Here is a 1,340-nt window from a genome sequence, read left to right as displayed (position 1 = left end):
GATCAACGCCACGTCAATCCCGGCCGCGTCCATTCGGGCGCGAAAGCAGTTCATCCGATCAGCAAACTGCATCAAGATCCATTCTTTGCGGGCAGGCGATCGCGCACCAAAGCGGCCCACATCGACGCGCCAATGGGCAGCAATTCATCGTTGAAATCGTAGTCACTGGAATGCAAAGGCTGCGCGTGTGGTCCGTCTTCACCGTTGCCAACGAGCAGAAAACACCCCGGCACGGCGGCGGTGAAATGGGCGAAATCCTCGGAAAAGCTCATGGGCGTGCGGTCGGGGATCGTCTCAAGGCCGACCGCTTGCCCCGCCCGCACAACGGCTTCTGTGGGTCCGGGCGCGTTGATTGTCTCGATGAACTCCGTTCGAAAATCAACAGCTACCTCGACCCCGTGCGCAGCGGCGATCCCGGCTGCAATCTGGCGCATCAGTGCCTCGATCTGGTCACGGTCCTCCGGGCTACGCGCCCGCGCATCCCCTTTGAGCGTCGCATGGCCGGGCAGCACGTTACGTTGCCCGTCCGTCAGAAACTCCGTAACCGACACGACCGCGCCCGCCCCCGGGGCCAGTTTGCGCGCGACAATGGTTTGCAGCGCCTGCACGATCTCGGCCCCGATGGTGATGGCATCGCGCCCGGCCTGCGGCATCGACGCGTGACCGCCCTGTCCGGTGATGGTGATTTCGAACAGGCTTTCGGAAGAACAGATGAGGCCGGGGCGGGTCGAGACCTGCCCGAAGGGCGCACCGGGCAGATTGTGGATGGCGTAGACTTCCTCGATCGGGAAGCGGTCGAGCAGACCTTCTTCCAGCATCGCTTGCGCGCCCAGCCCGTGCTCTTCGTTCGGCTGGAAAATTAACACCACCGTACCGCTGAACCCCGGATCGGCGGCAAGGGCCTGTGCCGCGCCCAGAAGCATGGTCATGTGGCCATCATGCCCGCAGGCGTGCATCACGCCGGGCGTCTGCGACGCATAGCCGTGCGTGCTTGTCTCCAAGATCGGCAAAGCGTCCATATCCGCGCGCAGCCCAATGGCCCGGTTGCCGGTCCCGGCCCGCAGGATGCCCACGACACCCACACCGGTCTGCACCTCAAGTCCATAGCCGCGCAGAAGCTCGGCGACCCTGGCTTTGGTTTTCACCTCCTGAAAACCAAGTTCCGGATGCTGGTGGAATGCTTGTCTAATCCTTTTGAGGTCGGCAATGTCCATGGTCATGCGATGCTCCGCTGGGCCAGAAAGGATTCGGTTTCGGCCCAGTCGCTGGCCCTCACAACGCTGCACCTCGACGTGATTTGGCTGGTCCACGCGAAAAGCGCCAGAAAGGGCCGATCATAG

1 protein-coding gene is annotated in these 1,340 nt (G+C 62.8%); it reads right to left on the bottom strand.

All coding sequences use genetic code 11. The features are described 5' to 3' along the window. Positions 1-71: 71 nt before the first annotated feature. Positions 72-1,220, bottom strand: coding sequence for an amidohydrolase (locus MCRY_RS22290; RefSeq protein WP_085633958.1), 1,149 nt, complete (start codon positions 1,218-1,220; stop codon positions 72-74). Between the last annotated feature and the right edge of the window lie 120 nt (positions 1,221-1,340).

It is taken from the genome of Marivita cryptomonadis, assembly GCF_002115725.1.
GTDB lineage: Bacteria > Pseudomonadota > Alphaproteobacteria > Rhodobacterales > Rhodobacteraceae > Marivita > Marivita cryptomonadis.
Note: the sequence above shows the minus strand (reverse complement) of the source record. Positions and strands in the feature narration are given on the sequence as shown.

Coding starts and splice junctions, on each gene's coding strand:
- MCRY_RS22290 (WP_085633958.1), bottom strand. CDS start 1,220: ATGACCATGGACATTGCCGACCTCAAAAGGATTAGACAAGCATTCCAC.